Raw genomic sequence first — 15,480 nt, forward strand, 5'->3', positions numbered from 1 at the left:
ACGTAGTGCAGCCCGTGTCCGAGGTCGGCCAGGCGGACCAGGCGTCGGCGGTGGCTGTCGGCGACGTACACGGTGTCGAGGTCGTGCCCGTCGATCCGTGCGACGGCGATCGCGGTCGGGCCGGCGAAGCGGTCCTCGCCACTCCCGAGCCCGCCCACTCGGCTCACCTCGCGGGCACCATCGCCGTCCAGGTCGAGACGGACCACGCGATTCCGGCCGGTGTCGGCCACGTAGAGCCGGTCGTCGGTTGCGTCGAAGGGAGTGCCGCCGTCGGCGAAGGCCACGTCGTGGGGACGCTTCAGCCCCTCGATGGCGAACAGCGGTTCGAGACGGAGCTCGTGGTACTCGGGGTGTGTGGAGAACACGAGCACACGATCGTTGTTCGTGTCGGCCACGTAGACGCGCCCGAACTCGTCACTCGACAGGCCGCGCGGTGCGTCGAGGGGACCGAAGGAACTTCCACGACCGTCGAAGGCGTCCAGTCCTCGTTCGGTCGCGCCGAACAGGAGGCGATCCCAGACCGGGTCGCTGACGACCTGGAAGAAGCGTGCCTCCAGGTAGGGGAAACGATCGTACACGTCCACACGACCGAGGACGATACTCGCATGCGGTTCTCCGAAGAGTTCGCGGTCGAGCCGCGCGCTCGCCGTCCTCCGATCGAGTACGGAGATTCCTGCCTCCGGCACCAGGTCCGAAGGGCGGAACGTCTCGGTCGCGGCTGGTCGCGAGACGAGGACCAGAGCCAGGATCACGAGGCTGCGTCGCATGGTGTCGCTCCTCCCTCCGCCCTAGAAGTCCAGGCTCACGCCGGCTTCGAGGATGTTCGCGGAGAAGTTGTTGCTGTTGAAGTAGCGCTCGTAGCCGAGCTGCAGCGCCAGGCCGTTCCAGATGGTGCCGCCTTCGATCAGGTCGCGAAGGGACCAGTGCACTCGTGTGCCGAAGAGATGGGCATCGAAGGCGCTCAGCCGGTAGTCGGCAGTCCGGTAACCGCCGATCCCCCCGGTGGTCGTGTAGTTCGTCGAGTGGAAGTCCGCAGCGGACTGGTCGTAGTAGCGGTAGCGGTAGCGGACGATCAGCGCGTCGCCGACGTACTGGCTCAATCGGGCGCCGAGGGTCGTGGAGCGCACGCCCCAGTCGTCTCCGTAGAGCTTCGCCTCGAGCTTCAGGCTGGCGCGCAGTGGAAGGTACTGGTTCAGGCGCAGGTAGACGTCCTGGCGGTGACGGTCGTCCGGATGCCGTTCGGTCTCGTTCCCCCCGGCGACGTACACGTTCCGGTAGGGGTTGTGCTGAAGACCGTCGACGAAGAAGGTCTCGTAGCCCGCGCGGACGACGGTGGTCGGTGTCAGGACACGCGTGACCACGACGTTGGCGTAGGTGGTGTGGCGATGATCGGACACGCTACGGCTGTCGGCGTCGGCGAGGGGGTCGATCGTGTCCCAACCGAAGCTCGCTCCCACGGACAGATTGAACGTCTCGCCGGCGAAATCACGGTTCCACTGGGTGCGGATCATCTGGGCCAGGTAGTCCTCCTCCGTCGAGAAGTAGTAGCCAACGCTCAGCTCCGGCCGCGACACGTCGAACTGCACTTCCTTCCGGGTGCGTGCGTACTCGCGGTAGGCATCACCGATGTCGCGGATCGGGCGGCTCGCCGTCGTGATGGCGTCGACCGCGTCGTCGCTGCCAGGAGGTGCCTCGACGGCGGGGATCACGACCGTCTGGTGGGCCAGGCCGATTCGGAGTTCCGTCTCGTTCTCGAGTGCGACGCGGTACACGTTCTGGTGCGTGATCACTTCGATGTCGTCCACGTCGTTGAACAGCTGGAAGACGTAGTCGTCCCCCTGGGTCTCGATCGGAAGATCGGGCCAGGCGGCGCGTGCGTCGGTGACGCAAGCGGCAGCGACGAGTGCGAGACCCGTCAGGGTGTGACGACGGGTCAGTTGCACGCGCAGCCCCCACCGGCACCGCCGGCGCCCCCGGTGCTTCCCTCCCGGGCTTCGATCCAGTGCAGCTCGCGAGCGTGCTCCTCGGCCTCGGCGTCGAAGGCCATGATGGGGTCGGCGAGGTGCTCCATCTGGTAGGGTTTGACGGTGGCGCAGCCGCTGGCTCCCAGGACGAGGGCGACGGCGGCCAGACCGAACGACGTGCGGCCTCTCATCGTTCTGCTCCTCCGCTCGGGGGTTCGGTGGCGTGTGTGGGCGAGCTCGTGGCCACGATGGCGTCGTGCAGGGCCTCGAGGTCGGCTTCGGCGCTGCCGGTCGAGGTGTGGACGGTGAGGCCGTTGGGGTCGACGACGTACGTGATCGGTAGCGCGGGAAGGTCGAGGTCCGCTGCAAGGCCTTCGGGGCCGTCGTGGTAGAGCGGTAACCGCAGCCCCAGGTCCTCGGCCAGATCACGTGCACGCCGAGCTTCGCGGTCGATCGAGATCGCCACGAACCGCACGTCGTGGTCGGCCAACTCCGCGTACCATCCGTCGAGAACGGGCAGCTCTTCACGGCAAGGGGCACACCACTCGGCCCAGAAGTTCACGACCACGGTTCGCCCGTCGAGTTCGTCGAGCGTGACCGATTCTCCGCCGAGTGTGCGCAGCGGGTGGCCTTCGAGGAGTCCACGTACGTCGTCCGCTCGGACCGAGACGGCAACGACGAGCAACGCCACGACCAAACCCGTGAGTCTTCCGTGCCGGTTCACGCCGACCTCCTAGCGGTACTGGGCGCCCAGGAGCACCCACAGGTTGAACAGTTCCCGTTCCCGCTCGGTGAGCGCGTGCTCACCGAGCGGATGGGGCCCCATGCCCTCGCGCGAGCCCAGGCCCAGGACATAGTCGATCAGCGGCGAGCGACGCGGGAAACCGGGACGCACCGCCTCCGACGCACGCTCGCTCTCACCGCTCAGGTTCACGTATCCCAGCGGGAACTCCGACCGCATCTCCATGTCGGGTACCATCACGTTCTGGCGTAGGTCGAGATCGCCGGCCGGGGCGCGACGGCCGAGGCCGTCCACACGGGGGTCGTCCTTCACGCCGGGCGCTCCCGGCGAGTGGCAACTCACGCACTTCTGCTCGACGATCGCGCCGATGCCCTCGGTCCAGGTGATCAGTTCCATGTCGTCCATGGTCATGCCGCTGAAGTCGGTTGGCTCGAGCTGCCGGGCCATCGGCGGATTCTCCGGTGGGATGGGTTCGGAGCTCGTGCGGTCCTCGTGGCAACCGAAGCACTGATCGAAGTGCTCGCCGGGGCGCGCGCTCAGCCAGGTACGCTTGACCACGAAGCCACGGCCGTGTTCGTCGAGGGTGGCAAAGCTGATCGGCGTGTCGGCCGGGACGCGGATCGAGAAACTGCCGTCGGGTTGGACCGGTGCATAGCCCATGAAGGCGCGCTTCTCGAACATGTTCGCGGAGAACGTGTTCGCCTCGCCCACGCGTGTGGGGCGTGCGGCCAGGACGGCGATCCGGTCGATGTCGTCGATCCCGCGCCGCGGCACTTCCTGTCCGTCGGAGTGGCCGCGATTGAAGACGTCGACCGCCGTGAAGATGCCCCAGTCGACCGATGGATCGATGGTGTCCTCGATCACCGGCGGCTTCGCGCGGGCCGCCACGAACTGCGCGTCGTACTCGTTCGTGTTCGGATCGTTGTAGAGGAAGGTCAGGTCGTCGATCTCGATTCGAGTCGGATCGTCCTGGGTCCCACTGCCGGTCTCGTTCAGCGTGAAGGTGTAGAGGGCGTAGTCGACGTCCTCCTCCTCGGCCGCGGGCAGGGTGTAGCTGATCACGTAGCGGTTGCCGCCGAGCGGGAAGGGGTACTTGAAGGCACCGTACTGCCACGGGGCACCGCTGTTGTTCACGTCGGCCGTCAACACCGACCAGTGTTCGTGCGGTTCGGGAGCCGGGTCGGCGGGCCCCGCTTCGAGCTTCAGCAGGGCCACGGGCCCGGCATCCTCGTTCACCCGGGTCGACTCGATCGCGATCACGCGCCCGTCGGGGGTGGGCTGCGGATGGAAGAAGTTCCGCCCGTGCGGCCCGTACTTGTGGAAGATCCCGGTTCCGTCGGGATTCATGACGAACAGGGGGAATCGATTGAACTGCCCGAAGTGCTCCCACCGCGTGTACACGATCTGCCCGTTGGCCATGAGCACCGGGTCGAAGTCGTCGCTCTGGTTGAAGCTCAGACGTTCGATGCTGCTGCCGTCGGCATTGCAGCGGTACAGGTGTTCCGCGGGCGAGTGGTTGTACTCGTCCATCTCGCGCGCACGCGAACTGGTGAACAGGATTCGTCCGTCGGGTAGGTAGAGCGGATCGAAGTCGTGTCCGCCACCGTCGGTGACCTGCCGGAGTCCTGTCCCGTCGACGCCGATCTCGTAGATGTTGCGGTTCGGTGTGCCCGACGGTCGCATCGAGAACAGGATGCGCGTGCCGTCGAAGCTCACGCAGGGATCGCTGACGCTCGCACCCGTGAAGTCGGTGAGCGGCGCCACCCGGCCCTCGGGCGAGATCGGGGACAATTTGTAGAGATTGCTCGCGGCACGGCTGCGATTGAGCGTTTCCTCGGCCGCAGTCTTCACGAAGACGATGGCCTCGGTGGTTTCTTCGCTGTCGAAGACGTCGTCGGGCGCGCTCTCACGGCAGCCCGCGGCACCGAACAGGGCCAGGGCCGTCAACGTGCACGCCGTCAGGGACAGCCACGCTCGTGGCGTGCGGTGTCGGATCACAGGGCGCATGTCGTCTCCTCGTGTCGTCGGAACTCCGCAAGAGTGCGGACGTCGGCAATCAGGGTTCGATCGTGCGGTAGAAGACCAGTCCCACGGTGAACTCGCGGTAGTCGAAGTCCCGATCGCGCGTGGACGATGACCCGGTGATCGTCGCTCCCCGGATCTCGCCGCGCAGGGCCACGTCGTCGCGCAGGAAGAACTCGAGTCCTGCACCGGCGCCGATCTGGTTCTCGGTGACGGGGTCGGCCTCGAAGACGCGACCGGGGAAGACCAGCATCATTCCGTAGCCGACCGTGAGGTAGGGCTGCAGCCGCCACGGGAGTGGCCAACGCAGCTGGACGAGCAGGGCGTGCACGAGGGCGTGGACGCTCTCCGAGGGATTGTGGCCGAGGTGGGCCTCCCAACCGAGGAAGCGCGACGGGTGGTAGCTGGCCCGCAGGGCGTAGTAGGGCTCGTTGCCCAGGCGGCCGATCGCGGGGCTGAACCCCAGGCGGTCGGCGTAGGGCCGCGTCCCGGGCTCCACGGAGAGCCCCCGGTCCCTCATCGCGGGTACGAGGAACTCTCGCTCGTCGTCGTCGGCGGCGTCTTCGGCGGCGAGTGCGACGGACGCGTTCGGGACGATCGCGACGATCGCGCAGAAGACGACCGTCCCGAGGAGGAGTTCGAGAACGGCGGACGATCTCACGGCCGGAGCTCCCCGGCGTCGATCCAGGCCAGGATCGTGCGGTAGTCCGGGTCGTCGATCGACGCGAAGGCGGTGAACGCATGCGGGGCGCCCCCGGCGTCGACGGCCAATGGTTTGCGCAACAGTGCGCTCGCGGTCGGATCGAGATCGTCGACCTGCAGTACCGATTGTTCGAAGTCGAAGACGGGATCGCGGTCGTGGTCGGGGCTCAGGTGGAAGGTTCCGCGGATTCCGCCGCCGTGGCAGTCACCGGAGGCACTGCAACCACGCTCGTGGAGGACGGGTGCGACCGCCGTGAGGAAGGTCTCGTAGTCGAGCACGCGCTCCTGTCCACCACCCGCCGGTGTCGGGGACAGCGTGCCGTCGTCGTCGCCCGAGCAGGCGGCCACGAACAGCAGGCAGCCGGCGAGCAACCACGGGATGGAGCGGGAGTGTGGGGACCGGAACATGGGCGGGTCGATCCTCGCGATGGCGGCGATGGCAACGGCCGGGTGCCGGAGCCGGGTTCCGTCGCGGAATCGAGCAGTGACCGTACCAGTGCGAGCGCATCATGGTGGCGTGGCGGTCGTGGGCTTCTCGACACGGTCGAGTGTGGTTCAGCGTGTCCGGTCGCGGTGACCGCCGAACCACTCCACCATGAAGCGCGCTTTAGCACCGGTCACGAGATCGAAACGGTCCCGAAGGGAATCCTCGACCCACACCCGGTACCGTCCCGCGCTCGCACTCTGCACGAGCACACCGGTGAGGTCGTCGCGAGTGGCGAGTACGCGCCGCCCCTCCTCCGAGCCCAACGCCAGGATCGCGGTCGCCCAGGCGTCCGCTTCGAGGGCAGTGGGAGCCACGATCGTCACCGAGGTCAGCCCCTGCACCGACCAGCCCGTGCGGGGGTCGAGCACGTGTCCGTGCCGTGTGCCGTCTCGTGCCACGAACTGCTCGTAGTTCCCCGAGGTCGCCACGGCGTCGTCGTCGAGGCGCAGCTGGCCGAACCACGCATCGTCGGTCTCCGGGTCGCGGATGCCCAGTGTCCAGTGCGGTCGGGCCGTGGGACGGCCGAGCGCACGCATGGTGCCCGACACGTCGACGAGGGCGTTCTCGACTCCGCGTCGGCCCAGGACCGCGATCGCGTCGTCGACGGCGCGCCCCTTGGCGATCCCCCCGAGGTCGATCCGCACGCCGTCGGCCGACGCCGTGAGCGCGTGACCGTCGAGCCGCACCCGTTCGTGTCCCACGCGTTCCAGTGCTTCGGCGACCGCGGTCGAGTCGGGAACTGCAGGGCGGCCGCCCAGGAATCCCCACAGACGGACCAGCGGTTCGACGGTGGGATCGAAGGCACCCTTGCTCTCGGCGGCGATCCGCAGGGCGGTCCCGATCACGGTCGTCGCCTCGGAGGACAGTCGTACCGGTCCGGCGTCGAGGGCCGCGTTCACCCGCGAGATCTCACTGCGACGGTCCCAGTTGCTGAATCGTCGGTCGACCGCTGCGAAGGCGGCCAGGCCGGCCCGGGCGTCGTCCAGAGCGGCGAGCGAGTCGTCGGCCACCACGGCGACCGTGCCGATCGTGCCCATGGTGTGAACGGAGTAACGGACCACCCGGTCGGCCCCGTCGGCGGTGGTCGGCCCGGCGAGCAGCGCCACGACGACGAGGACGGCAGCGGAACGTGGGGAGGTCGGCATGGAGATCTCCGGTGCGGGAAGGCCCATCGAACGGCTCTCGGGAGCCGGAAGCCACCTTCGTGCCGTTTCGCTCCGTCTTCGGGGTTCGTGAGTTCACAGCATCGTGACCGGCTCGCCTGGTGGAGTGGAGGTCCGCCGGACTATCTAGTGGAGTCCGCGATCCGGCCGGTCGCGGTGTGCCGACTCCTCATCCGGACCCGGTCCCGGAGCGAACCGACTGCCATGATTCCGCCAGCCCCTGTTCCGTCCACTGCAGGCTTCCGCGCCGTGCTCCTGCTGATCGTGCTCTCGGGCTCCGCCGTGGCCGCACCGCCCGACGGCGGGTCCGAGTTCCCCGCCGTGCCCTCGGCGCCCGAGGCCGACCCTGTCCGAGCGCGGCTGATCACGACATCCACGGCGGTCGAGCCGGGTGGCACCGTGCTCGTCGGTGTCCATCTCGAGCAGGACGAGGGGTGGCACACCTACTGGAAGAACAGTGGCGACGCCGGTCTGCCGACCGAGGTCGAGTGGACCCTGCCCGAGGGCTGGGCGGCCGGTCCGCTCCAATGGCCCGCACCGAAGCGCTATGTCGAGGCGGGAGACCTGATCACCTTCGGCTACTCCGGCGATCCGGTGCTCTTGACCCGGATCACGGTGCCGCCGTACGCGCGCGGCACGGTCACGCTGCGCGCGCGCGCCGAGTGGCTCATGTGCAAGGAATTGTGCATCCCCGGCAGCGCCGACCTCGAGCTGACCCTCGACGCGGGAGGCACCGGCGAACCCGTACCGCGGCGCGATCTCGAGCTGATCGAGGCCTCCAGGGCGCGGTTGCCGCAGCCGCCCCGGACGATCGACGGCGTGGACGTGGACGCCCATCTCGATCTGAGTGCCGTGCCGCCCGGACAGAGTGCCCGCGCGGCGCTCGTGGTGGATGGCTTCGACGATCCGTCGTCGGTGGACTTCGAATGGTTCCCGGAGGCGGCCGAGGGACTGTTCGCGGACGAGACGCAGCACGTGGTCGACACCGGTCGGTTGTTGATCGGCGCTCCCTTCGAACTCGAGCCCGGCGTGGAGGCCGGGACGATCCTCGACTGGGGCGGTGTGCTCGTGCTGACCGATGCCGATGGCAACGAGATCTTCGTCGAGATCGACCTGCCCGTGCCGGCGGCCTCCGCGGGCCAGGCCGTCGAGGCCCGGAGTCCCGAGGTCTTCGCGACCCTGCTCGGCGCCGGGTCCACCGGCGGTCTCTTCGACCAGGACTTCTCCGGAGTGGCCGGTTCGGGTCCCGAAGGGTCGCTCGCGTACTTCCTGCTGCTGGCGCTGGTCGGCGGCGTGATCCTGAACGTGATGCCCTGTGTGCTCCCGGTGCTGTCGCTCAAGGTCATGGGATTCGTCCAGCACGCCGGCGAGGACCGGTCGGTGCAGTTCCGGCTGGGTCTGATGTTCGCGGCGGGAGTGCTGGTGTCGTTCCTGGCGCTGGCGATCGTCGTGATCGCCTTGCAGGCCGCGGGCGACCAGCTCGGTTGGGGGTTCCAGTTCCAGAACCCGGTCTTCGTGCTGGTCATGGGCGCGGTGGTCTTCGCCTTCGGCCTGAGCCTGTTCGGTGTCTACGAGATCGTCCTGCCGGTGCAGGTGGGCGGCGGCGGTGGCCGCGGCAGTGCCTACGCCGAGAGCTTCATGAACGGTGTGCTGGCCACGGCCCTGGCCACGCCGTGCACGGCGCCGCTGCTGGGCGCCGCGCTCGGCTTCGCCTTCACCCAACCGCCCGCCGTGATCCTGGCGATCTTCCTCACCGTGGGTGCGGGACTGTCCCTGCCCTACCTGATCCTCAGCCTGAACCCGGGCCTGTTGCGTTTCGTGCCCAAGCCCGGTCCCTGGATGGACACCTTCAAACAGGCCATGGGCTTCCTGTTGATGGCCACCCTGATCTGGCTTCTGTGGGTGCTCGGTCAGCAGGTCGGGACCGACGGCATGATCGCCGCCCTGATCTTCATCCTGGTCCTCGGCTTCGCTCTCTGGATGTACGGGCGTCTGCTCGACCTCAACAGCTCGACACAGCGACGCGTGACCGTCTGGGCGGTCATGCTGGTGCTCGTGGCGGGTTCGTGGTGGCAGTTCGTCCACCGACCCCTCTCGACCGAGGCCATCGCCGCGCAGGAGGGAGTCCAGCAGGTCGCGTCGCACGGTGGGGGCGGGACCGCGGCCTGGGAGCCCTTCAGCGTGGCCGCGCTCGAAGCGGCGGTTGCCGATGGCAACACCGTGTTCGTCGACTTCACCGCGGCCTGGTGCACCACGTGCAAGGTCAACGAGAAGACCGTGATCATGACCGAGCCCGTGCTCTCGAAACTCGAGGAGTTGGGCGTGCGGACCTTCGTCGGGGACTGGACGAACCGCGACGAGGAGATCACCCGTGTGCTGCGTCAGTTCGGTCGCAGCGGTGTTCCCTTCTACGCCGTCTTCCCCGCCGGTCGTATCGATGCACCGATCGTCCTGCCCGAGATCATCACCCAGTCGATGGTCGTCGAGGCCCTGGAGGAGGCCGGACCGAGCCGTGCGGTCGCCTCGCGATGAGCCCCTTCCCTTCGCCCCCTGATTCCAGGAACCCTGAATCTTTCTCTCAGGAGGAACCTTTCATGCGCATTCGTCATCTCGCCGTTGCCACACTCGCCGTGGCCGCCCTTTCGGCCGGCGCCGTCGCCGGGCCGGGGCACGACCATCAACACGGCAAGGCCCAGGTCGGCCACGCCGCACCCGACTTCGAGCTGATCGACCACAACGGCAACGTGCACAAGCTCAGTGACTACGCGGGCAAGACCGTGGTGCTCGAGTGGACCAACCCCCAGTGCCCCTTCGTCGTGCGTCACTACGAGGCGGACACCATGACCGGCATGGCCCGTGAGCACGACGACGTGGTGTGGTTGGCCGTGGACAGCAGTTACTTCGTCACGGCCGAGTCGGCCGCGAAGTGGGCGAAGAAGGAAGACGTTCCGTATCCGATCCTGCTCGACGCATCGGGTGAGGTCGGCCGCGCGTACAACGCCCGCACCACGCCCCACATGTTCGTGATCGATCCCGAGGGCACGCTCGTCTACGACGGTGCCATCGACGACGATCGGCGTGGCAAGAGCGACGCACCCACCAACTACGTCGCGGCCGCGCTGAAGGCCTTGATGAACGACGAGTCGGTGGACACCGCCACCAGCAAGCCCTACGGCTGCTCGGTGAAGTACGCGAAGAAGGACAAGAGCTCGAAGACGAGCTGAGGCGACTTCGAGACGAGCCTCCGAGAGGGGATCCGGAAGACCGTTCCGGGTCCCCTTTCTCGTACACGGAAAGGGGCGACCGGAAATCGGGGGGAAGGGGCGACGGGCGTCTCAAGGAATGGTTCCGGACGACGATAACCGGAAAGCACCCCCGCTCAGGTCCGTCTCCGCCGGGGCGGACCCCATCCTTCGCGAGGCTCCCTGATGTCGTTGCGTTCTCCGATCCACTCCCTTCGGTGGCGATCACGGCTCGTGGCGCTGGCCATGGTGGTTTCGACCGTCGCGGTGGCGGTTCCCCTCGGCCTGGATGCCCACGAATCCCTGGTGGCGAGTCGCCGCGGCGCGGAGGTCGCGCGAGCCATGGGGGCACTGCACCGAGTGACGGCAGCCCTGCAGGTCGAACGGGCGGCCACCGTGCACGTCGAGCTCGGTCAGTCGGTCATCGATCTTCCCTCTCCGGAGCGGGCCCGCGAGCGCACCGACACCGCCGTCGAGAGCGCGCTCCGGATCTCCGCAACCGCAGGCTTCGTCGAGGCCTGGGATCACTTCGAGCGGGCGGCGGGAAGGCTCGATCCGATACGATCCATGGCCGACCCGGGGGGCGAGTCGGTCCGCCTGACCGTGGACGCCTACGACGAGGTGATCGATGCGGCCCATCGGGTCATGGCCGGTGCGCTGGAGCGCGTCCACGAAACGCCCGTGCACCTCCAGGCCGAACGGCTGCACCTGCTGGAGGTGGCGCGGGAGAATCTGCAGCGCGAGTACGACCGGACCCTGCGCTGGTTCGCTTCACCCGCCGATTCCGGTCTGCGGACCGAGGCGGCCTACGCGCGCGGCCGGGCCCACGTTCTCTTCGAGGCCCTGCGGACGAAGCTGGGCGGCACGCCCCGGTCGCGGCTCGACGAGGCCCTGGCGATCGGTCGGGATCCGATGGTCGAGAGGATCCGCGGCGCGGTCGATCGTGGCGTCCTGCCGCAGGACGCGCACGTGGTCGAGTGTCTTCCCCTGGTGGATCGGGCCAACACGATCCTGCTCGACGTCGAGAGGGAACTCGGGCGCCGCCAGATCGAGTCGGCGGACGCAGCGCATCGGGCCGCGCTGCTGCGTGCGGTCGGTGTCCTGATCGCTCTGGTCGCCGTCGCCGTGTCCTACCTGATGGCGATGCGTGGGTTCCGACGCCACGTCATGCGTCCGCTGCACGAGATCGGCACCGTGTCCGAGCGCCTGGCAATGGGCGACATGGACGTCGACATCCGGATCTCGCGCGATCGGGAGTTCGTGCGTGTCCAGGCCGGACTGGAGCAGACACGCGCGTACTACCGCGAGCTCGCCCGGGCCATGTCCGGGATCGCCGACGGCGATCTCAGGCACCACCACGTGCCCCGCTCGAGCAGCGACGAGCTCGGCCATATCGCGGCCCGCATGATCGAGGGTCTTCGCGGGCTGGTGGGCGAGATCCGGTCGACGAGTCGAATGCTCCGCGAGGAGTCCGCGCGGATGTCCCGCGCCAGTCAGCAGTCGAAGGTGGCGGTCGTCGCCGCCACCGAGGAGTCGCAGAGCCTGTCGAGCGCGGTCGAACACATGCACGCGAGCATCCAGGAGATCGCGCTGAGCGCGAGTGAGTCGACACATGTGGTGACGTCGGCCCACGACGCCGTCGCGAGGGCCGAGGCCAGCGTGCGCGAACTCACCGCGAGCAGCGACGAGATCGGTGAGGTCCTGGCCCTGATCGACGACATCGCCGAGCAGACCAATCTGCTCGCGCTGAACGCGACGATCGAGGCGGCCCGCGCCGGCGAGGTGGGCAAGGGATTCGCCGTGGTCGCCACCGAGGTCAAGAACCTGGCCGAGCAGACCGCCCGCGCGACAGAAGAGGTGGGCGAGAAGGTCTCCGGAATCCGCGAGAGGGTGGGTGCGGCCATGAGCGACATGGAGGCGATCAGTGGGGGCATCGACAAGGTGCACAAGATGTCGGAGTCGCTCGCCAAGGCCGTGAACACCCAGAGTGGGACGACCGGCGAGATCAGCATGAGCGTCACGTCGATGCACCAGAGCACGGAGATGTCGCGGGCCACCACCGAGTCCGCCGGGCAGGCGATCGAGGAGCTCCGGGGTCTGGGCGATGCCCTGGGTGGACTGATCGAACGTTTCCAGCTCCGCGAAGAGGACGCGGCCGCCGTTGCCTCCGAGGAGGAGGTCGACCTCGGAGACTCCTTCGAACAGTTCTGACCGATCGCGCTCGATCCCTCGACCCTGTCCACGGCAGCGTATAGACTCTCCGACGTCCCGTTCCCGACGGCCCGCACGCCGTCGACCCCGGTTCCGGAGAGATCCACATGACCTACCGAATGCTCGGCTCGTCCGGGGTGAAGGTGTACCCCCTCTGCCTGGGCACCATGAACTTCGGCAACGATGGTTGGGGCTGCGACGAGGACACGAGCGTTGCGATCCTGAATCGCTATCTGGACCGTGGCGGCAACTTCGTCGACACCGCCAACGTGTACTCGGGAGGGCGGAGCGAGGAGATCCTGGGTCGAGCCCTGGAAGGTCGGCGCGACGACGTGGTCCTGGCCACCAAGGGCTACTTCCCCCTGGGTCCCGACCCCAATCGCACCGGCAACAGCCGGCGGAATCTCCGCCGGAGCGTCGAGGACAGTCTGCGGCGTCTGCGGACCGATCGGATCGATCTCTACCAGCTGCACATCTGGGATCCGTTGACGCCGATCGAGGAGACCCTCGGCGTGCTCGACGACATGGTCCACGAGGGACTGATCCACTACCTCGGCTGTTGCAACTTCACCGCCTGGCAGATCGCCCTGGCCCAGGAACGCGCCGATCAGAACGGCCTGGAGCGATTCGTGACCGTTCAGCCGCAGTACAACCTGCTGTGCCGCGACATCGAGATCGAGATCATGGGGGTTGCCGACTACTACGACATGGGAATCCTCCCGTGGAGTCCACTCGCCTTCGGCCTTCTGAGCGGCAAGTACGATCGCGCCTCGCACACCGGACCGGGCGGGGCCCGCATGAACGATCCGCACGAGAACGACGTCATGGCCAAGTGGAAGCAGCGCACCTTCACCGACGACACCTTCGACGTCATCGATCTCCTGAAGGTCGATGCCGAGCGCCTGGGGACGACGCCGGTGGCCCTGAGCCTGCGATGGCTGCTGGAGCAGCCCGCGGTCGCGAGCCCGATCGTCGGACCGCGGACGGTCGAGCAACTCGACCAGAACCTCGATGCCGCCGAGCTCGAGGTCGACACGGACACTCTCGACCGCCTGGACGCGGCCACCGTGCCCTACGAGACGTATCTCGACTTCATGCAGGCCGGATACCTGTCCCGTCGTACGGAAGACCTGGACTGACCCCCGTTCCCCCGGAGGAGCCCCGCCCGTGGTCACCACACTCATGTTGATCAACACGGAGCGAAAGCTCGTCAACGAAGTCGCCGAGTCCCTCCTCGAGATCGAGGGTGTGACCGAGGTCTACTCGGTCGCCGGCAAGTACGATCTGATCGCCGTGTTGCGCAGCGAGACCAACGACGAGATGGCCGACCTGGTCACCCGGCACGTACTCGAGGTCGACGGGATCACGCGCAGCGAGACGCTCATGGCCTTTCGCACGCACAGTAAGTTCGATCTGGCCAGCCTCTTCGACGTGGGCAGCGAGTCGGCGCGCAACTGAGCGGACGTCGGTTCAGCGACTCGTCACGAAACCGGGGAGCGGCAGCCGGTCGATACCGTCCACGTGCCGGTCGAGCCAGGGTCCGAAGTCCTCGCCGGTGAGTGCGAGGAGTTCGGCCTCGAGCGTGGCGCGGGTCAATCGGTGTCGGGGTTCGTGCCGTGCGCGGTCGACCATGCGGACGAGCAGGTCGTCCAGTGAAGTCCGCCCCGCGGTCGCAGCAGCAATGCGTTCGTCGAGGGCGATGCCCACCAGGAGTCCCCCGGTGTAGGTGAGCCGGGTCACCTCGGGATCCTGCAGAACCACCGAACCCGCCTCGGACAGCGACATCCGCGCGCGCGCCGGGTTGTCGACCCAGTGATCACGGTGCCGGCGACGCACCTCCCGGGCGAAGCGGCCGTGATCGAGCATTCCGGTCGCCAGCTGCGTGCGGTAGGCGTAGAGGGTGGTCACCCCTTCCACGAACCAGTTCATCTCGTAGCCCTGCTGGCGCAGTTCCTCCCCCAGCCAGTTGTGGAAGAACTCGTGCGCGCACAGCGACGCCGGCTCGCCCTGGAGGCTGCGACGACGGGTCCGCGGGTCGATCAGCAGCACCATGCTCGCCCGGAAGTGCAGCCCGAAGTAGTGCAGGAGTTCGGGATCCTCCTGCGCGGGGTGCTCGTTCACCACGAAGAGGTAGCGGTCGGAGGGAGCGTGGCCGAAGAGCTCGACCTGGTGGCGGACGACACGTTCCACGACGTCCATCAGATCGGCGTCGCCGAAGGCGTAGTTCCCGCGCAGGGCGAGCTCCACGCGCACGGCGTCGATCTGCCGCTCCAGGTGGCGGTAGCGGCCGACGGCAACGGCCGATCCGTACAGAGCGGGCAAGGAGGGAGGCGCTGCCGTGGTGGCGTCCGTGGCGAAGGGGTGGTGCAGGGTCCAGTCCGGCGGCAGATCGTAGCGCACCTCGAGGGAATCGACGCCGGCCGTCAAAGGGAAGACGAAGACGTCGCTGCCGAGCAGGCGCGCCCCGTCGACGTCGATGGAGCTGAGGGCTTCGCGGGCGAAGGAGCCGCGGTGTCGCGCGGGCGAGTGCAGATGGACCTCGTAGTCGATGCGTGCGGGTCGGCCCCGCGTCTCGACGTCCCAACCCTGAGCGTGCCGCACGATCTCGAGCGGGCGTCCCTCCGGGTCACGGGCTTCCCGGACCCGGAACTGTACGTGAGGGTCGGCCGGGGCGAGCACGTGATCGGACGTACCGAGTTCGATCCGGTCTCCCGAGCCGGTGACGTGCAGACTCACGGCGATGCGACCGGTCGCCGGGTCGTCGATCGCGACCTCGTAGCGCAGCCCGAGCGTGGGGTCGGCACCACCGCCGAAGGCGCGCACGAGGCCCACCGCCGTGCCGGCGAGCAGGGCCAGGGCCACGGCGACCAGGCGCAGCGAGCGGCTGCGGACGGCGGGTTGCGGCGGGCGTGGGGGCACGGCGGATCCTCGACGCGGTCTCGGGACG

The 15,480-nt window shown here is 68.0% G+C and carries 14 protein-coding genes; 5 read left to right on the forward strand and 9 right to left on the reverse strand.

Features of this window, described 5'->3' with window-relative positions; genetic code table 11:
- The 8 genes from VKA86_06935 to VKA86_06970 all read right to left on the reverse strand — a co-directional run.
- Nucleotides 1-767 (reverse strand): NHL repeat-containing protein (locus VKA86_06935; GenBank protein ID HKK70934.1); only part of this gene is annotated, 767 nt, incomplete at its 3' end.
- A 21-nt stretch (nt 768-788) separates the two neighbouring features.
- Nucleotides 789-1,943, reverse strand: a complete 1,155-nt coding sequence (locus VKA86_06940; protein ID HKK70935.1) for a DUF3570 domain-containing protein — start codon at nt 1,941-1,943, stop codon at nt 789-791.
- Nucleotides 1,934-2,155, reverse strand: a complete 222-nt coding sequence (locus VKA86_06945) for a DUF4266 domain-containing protein (GenBank protein ID HKK70936.1) — start codon at nt 2,153-2,155, stop codon at nt 1,934-1,936. Before VKA86_06945 ends, VKA86_06940 begins: the two co-directional genes overlap by 10 nt.
- Entirely contained in the window at nt 2,152-2,688 is a 537-nt protein-coding gene (locus tag VKA86_06950; GenBank protein ID HKK70937.1) for a TlpA disulfide reductase family protein, read from the reverse strand. Before VKA86_06950 ends, VKA86_06945 begins: the two co-directional genes overlap by 4 nt.
- Nucleotides 2,689-2,697: 9 nt before the next feature.
- Nucleotides 2,698-4,713 carry a hypothetical protein gene (locus tag VKA86_06955; GenBank protein ID HKK70938.1) on the reverse strand — a complete coding sequence of 672 codons (2,016 nt, stop codon included), beginning with the start codon at nt 4,711-4,713 and terminating at the stop codon, nt 2,698-2,700.
- Between the two features lie 49 nt (nt 4,714-4,762).
- On the reverse strand, nt 4,763-5,389 hold the full coding sequence (locus VKA86_06960; protein HKK70939.1) for an outer membrane beta-barrel protein: 627 nt from the start codon (nt 5,387-5,389) through the stop codon (nt 4,763-4,765).
- Nucleotides 5,386-5,838: a hypothetical protein gene (locus tag VKA86_06965; GenBank protein ID HKK70940.1), complete on the reverse strand. Its 453-nt coding sequence runs from the start codon at nt 5,836-5,838 to the stop codon at nt 5,386-5,388. The genes VKA86_06960 and VKA86_06965 overlap by 4 nt, the downstream gene beginning before the upstream one ends.
- A 147-nt stretch (nt 5,839-5,985) precedes the next feature.
- Nucleotides 5,986-7,062 carry an FAD:protein FMN transferase gene (locus tag VKA86_06970; GenBank protein HKK70941.1) on the reverse strand — a complete coding sequence of 359 codons (1,077 nt, stop codon included), beginning with the start codon at nt 7,060-7,062 and terminating at the stop codon, nt 5,986-5,988.
- Between the two features lie 267 nt (nt 7,063-7,329).
- Here VKA86_06970 and VKA86_06975 point away from each other — a divergent pair, with 267 nt between their 5' ends.
- The 5 genes from VKA86_06975 (at nt 7,330) to VKA86_06995 (ending at nt 13,991) form a co-directional block, all read left to right on the forward strand.
- Nucleotides 7,330-9,612 carry a protein-disulfide reductase DsbD domain-containing protein gene (locus VKA86_06975; GenBank protein ID HKK70942.1) on the forward strand — a complete coding sequence of 761 codons (2,283 nt, stop codon included), beginning with the start codon at nt 7,330-7,332 and terminating at the stop codon, nt 9,610-9,612.
- 62 nt (nt 9,613-9,674) lie between these two features.
- Nucleotides 9,675-10,304 (forward strand): thioredoxin family protein, encoded by a 630-nt coding sequence (locus VKA86_06980; protein HKK70943.1) that lies wholly within the window; start codon nt 9,675-9,677, stop codon nt 10,302-10,304.
- Between the two features lie 204 nt (nt 10,305-10,508).
- Complete coding sequence (locus VKA86_06985; GenBank protein HKK70944.1) at nt 10,509-12,533, forward strand: methyl-accepting chemotaxis protein; 2,025 nt, start codon at nt 10,509-10,511, stop codon at nt 12,531-12,533.
- A 107-nt stretch (nt 12,534-12,640) separates the two neighbouring features.
- Entirely contained in the window at nt 12,641-13,672 is a 1,032-nt protein-coding gene (locus VKA86_06990; GenBank protein HKK70945.1) for an aldo/keto reductase, read from the forward strand.
- A 28-nt stretch (nt 13,673-13,700) separates the two neighbouring features.
- A complete protein-coding gene (locus tag VKA86_06995; protein HKK70946.1) occupies nt 13,701-13,991 on the forward strand; it encodes an Lrp/AsnC ligand binding domain-containing protein in 291 nt (96 codons plus the stop codon).
- A 12-nt stretch (nt 13,992-14,003) separates the two neighbouring features.
- Here VKA86_06995 and VKA86_07000 read toward each other — a convergent pair whose 3' ends face one another.
- A complete protein-coding gene (locus VKA86_07000; GenBank protein ID HKK70947.1) occupies nt 14,004-15,452 on the reverse strand; it encodes a M1 family aminopeptidase in 1,449 nt (482 codons plus the stop codon).
- Between the last annotated feature and the right edge of the window lie 28 nt (nt 15,453-15,480).

This window comes from Candidatus Krumholzibacteriia bacterium (genome assembly GCA_035268685.1).
Taxonomy (GTDB): domain Bacteria; phylum Krumholzibacteriota; class Krumholzibacteriia; order JAJRXK01; family JAJRXK01; genus JAJRXK01.

What these genes read in the sequence shown, in the direction of transcription:
- VKA86_06945 (HKK70936.1), bottom strand. Translation starts at nt 2,155, where the DNA reads ATGAGAGGCCGCACGTCGTTCGGTCTGGCCGCCGTCGCCCTCGTCCTG.
- VKA86_06955 (HKK70938.1), bottom strand. Translation starts at nt 4,713, where the DNA reads ATGCGCCCTGTGATCCGACACCGCACGCCACGAGCGTGGCTGTCCCTG.
- VKA86_06965 (HKK70940.1), bottom strand. Translation starts at nt 5,838, where the DNA reads ATGTTCCGGTCCCCACACTCCCGCTCCATCCCGTGGTTGCTCGCCGGC.
- VKA86_06970 (HKK70941.1), bottom strand. Translation starts at nt 7,062, where the DNA reads ATGCCGACCTCCCCACGTTCCGCTGCCGTCCTCGTCGTCGTGGCGCTG.
- VKA86_06980 (HKK70943.1), top strand. Translation starts at nt 9,675, where the DNA reads ATGCGCATTCGTCATCTCGCCGTTGCCACACTCGCCGTGGCCGCCCTT.
- VKA86_06985 (HKK70944.1), top strand. Translation starts at nt 10,509, where the DNA reads ATGTCGTTGCGTTCTCCGATCCACTCCCTTCGGTGGCGATCACGGCTC.
- VKA86_06990 (HKK70945.1), top strand. Translation starts at nt 12,641, where the DNA reads ATGACCTACCGAATGCTCGGCTCGTCCGGGGTGAAGGTGTACCCCCTC.